Origin of the sequence: Mesorhizobium sp. M1A.F.Ca.IN.020.06.1.1, from assembly GCF_004023265.1 — a bacterium.
In the GTDB taxonomy this organism is placed as follows: Bacteria; Pseudomonadota; Alphaproteobacteria; order Rhizobiales; family Rhizobiaceae; genus Mesorhizobium.
In genome coordinates, this window is record NZ_RZSR01001182.1 from 1 (window position 1) to 1,563 (window position 1,563).

A 1,563-nucleotide genomic window follows, 5' to 3' on the forward strand; every position below is an offset into this window, starting at 1 on the left:
AAGGGGAGCCTTGATCAGCTTGGCGAGCTTCCAGCGATTGAGCACTTTGGCCACGTATTTCGTGGTCTCCTCGTTCACGGGAATGCCGTTGGCTTTGTAGACGTTCTCTTCGCCTGCATTGTAGGCGGCCAACATCAACAGCGGATCATGGAACTTCTCATAAAGCGCTTTCAGATAGCGGACGCCCGCACGGACATTGGCTTTCGCGTCACATCTGTCGGCCACACCAAGACGAGACGCTGTCTTGGGCATGAGCTGCATGATGCCGAGAGCGCCGGCGCGAGACGGCCCTTGATTGCCGCCCATGTCGCTTTCTGCCCAGGCAACCGCTTCGGTCAGATCGGGATCGAAGCCTTCTTCCTCGGCGATCTGGCGCACCAGGGCCGCGGCCCGCCTGGGATCCGCAGGCGCACACCCGCCAATTGTCGAACCGTGATCAGCATCGGAAAAGGTCGAAACCGCCGCGCGGGCCGGCAGTGCAAACGCCGCCGCGATGCGCGTCGAGGCCGTGTCATCCGCATGTGCCGCGAATGGCGCCGTGACGGCTGACAGAGAAAGCGCAAAAGCGATCCGGTTTTTCATTGCACTGCTGATTTTGACATTTTACTATGGGTACATGGAGCCAAAGTAAAGTGTCAATACGAGAAGTAGGATCGAGGCCAATTCCGATGAAGCAGTTTTTCTTCCTCGCGGCGATGTTGGTGCAAAGCACCGTCGCAGGCGCCGCCGATCTGGGCACGAACGAGCCGCATCCGTTCGAGCAGCCCTCGACCGCGTATCTGCAGAAGTTCGCTAGACCTGGCGAAAAGACCTTCGTCTACGAGCGCTACGACGCACGTGGGGACCTGTTGCAGCGCGAGGTGACCCCGCTAACAAAGCCGGTGCAAATCAACTCCGCCACTGAACGCGTCATCAACGGCGTCATCTACAGGCTGCGTGGCCTCGCGGCCTGCCCGAAGCCCAAGATCACTTACAAGGCTGAGAAATGGGATTGTACGAAGGCCGCGCAGGACTATGACGACGCGGTCTATAACACGCGCGCATCCGTCGTGTTGTGCAAGACGCTGGTCCTCAAAAGCCAGCCCGGGATACCGGACGCGGTTTCATGCTTTGCGCTCGTCGGGGCTGGCAATGGCAACGATCCCTACTCGGTCTCTTACGACGATGATTCCATGGTCTTCTTTGACATGGCTACAATCGGCCGCAACAAGGACGGCAAGTCGCTGCGGCCGGACCTCGAACATGCCTCCGATCTTGGCAAACAGTTCCAGAGCGATGAAGCGAACTAGCCTCGCCGCGCTCCTTACACTCGCGTGCGCTCGCGCCGTAAGCGCCGAAGGAGTGGCGCCACCAAACGCGACAGCCGCTCCCTTCCTGGTGTCGAAAAGCGTCGAATTGCTGACCGGAGATACGTGGCGCGACGGTAGCAAGCTCTACCGGCTTTATGGCGTGCAATCATGCTTGCGGGGCACGATCGCCATCGCCGCCGATGGCAAAGAGCTCGATTGCGGCAACGTCTCGCTCGCCCACCTGGCCGCCATTTTTTCAACAGCGGCCGTGACT

At 59.8% G+C, this 1,563-nt stretch carries 2 protein-coding genes and 1 pseudogene; 2 read left to right on the forward strand and 1 reads right to left on the reverse strand.

Annotated features, from left to right (window positions below; all coding sequences use genetic code 11):
* A partial coding sequence (locus EOA60_RS37920) for a lytic transglycosylase domain-containing protein (protein ID WP_164899744.1) occupies positions 1 to 378 on the reverse strand: 378 nt, incomplete at its 3' end.
* Between the two features lie 290 nt (positions 379 to 668).
* On the opposite strand from EOA60_RS37920, the gene EOA60_RS32270 reads away from it, so the two are divergent.
* Both EOA60_RS32270 and EOA60_RS32275 read left to right on the forward strand, forming a co-directional pair.
* A complete protein-coding gene (locus EOA60_RS32270) occupies positions 669 to 1,289 on the forward strand; it encodes a hypothetical protein (protein WP_127335843.1) in 621 nt (206 codons plus the stop codon).
* A gap of 88 nt (positions 1,290 to 1,377) precedes the next feature.
* Positions 1,378 to 1,563 (forward strand): annotated as a pseudogene (locus tag EOA60_RS32275) (hypothetical protein); the annotation flags it as partial.

Bases quoted from the DNA above. Each gene is read 5' to 3' on its own strand.
- EOA60_RS32270 (WP_127335843.1), top strand. From the start codon at position 669: ATGAAGCAGTTTTTCTTCCTCGCGGCGATGTTGGTGCAAAGCACCGTC.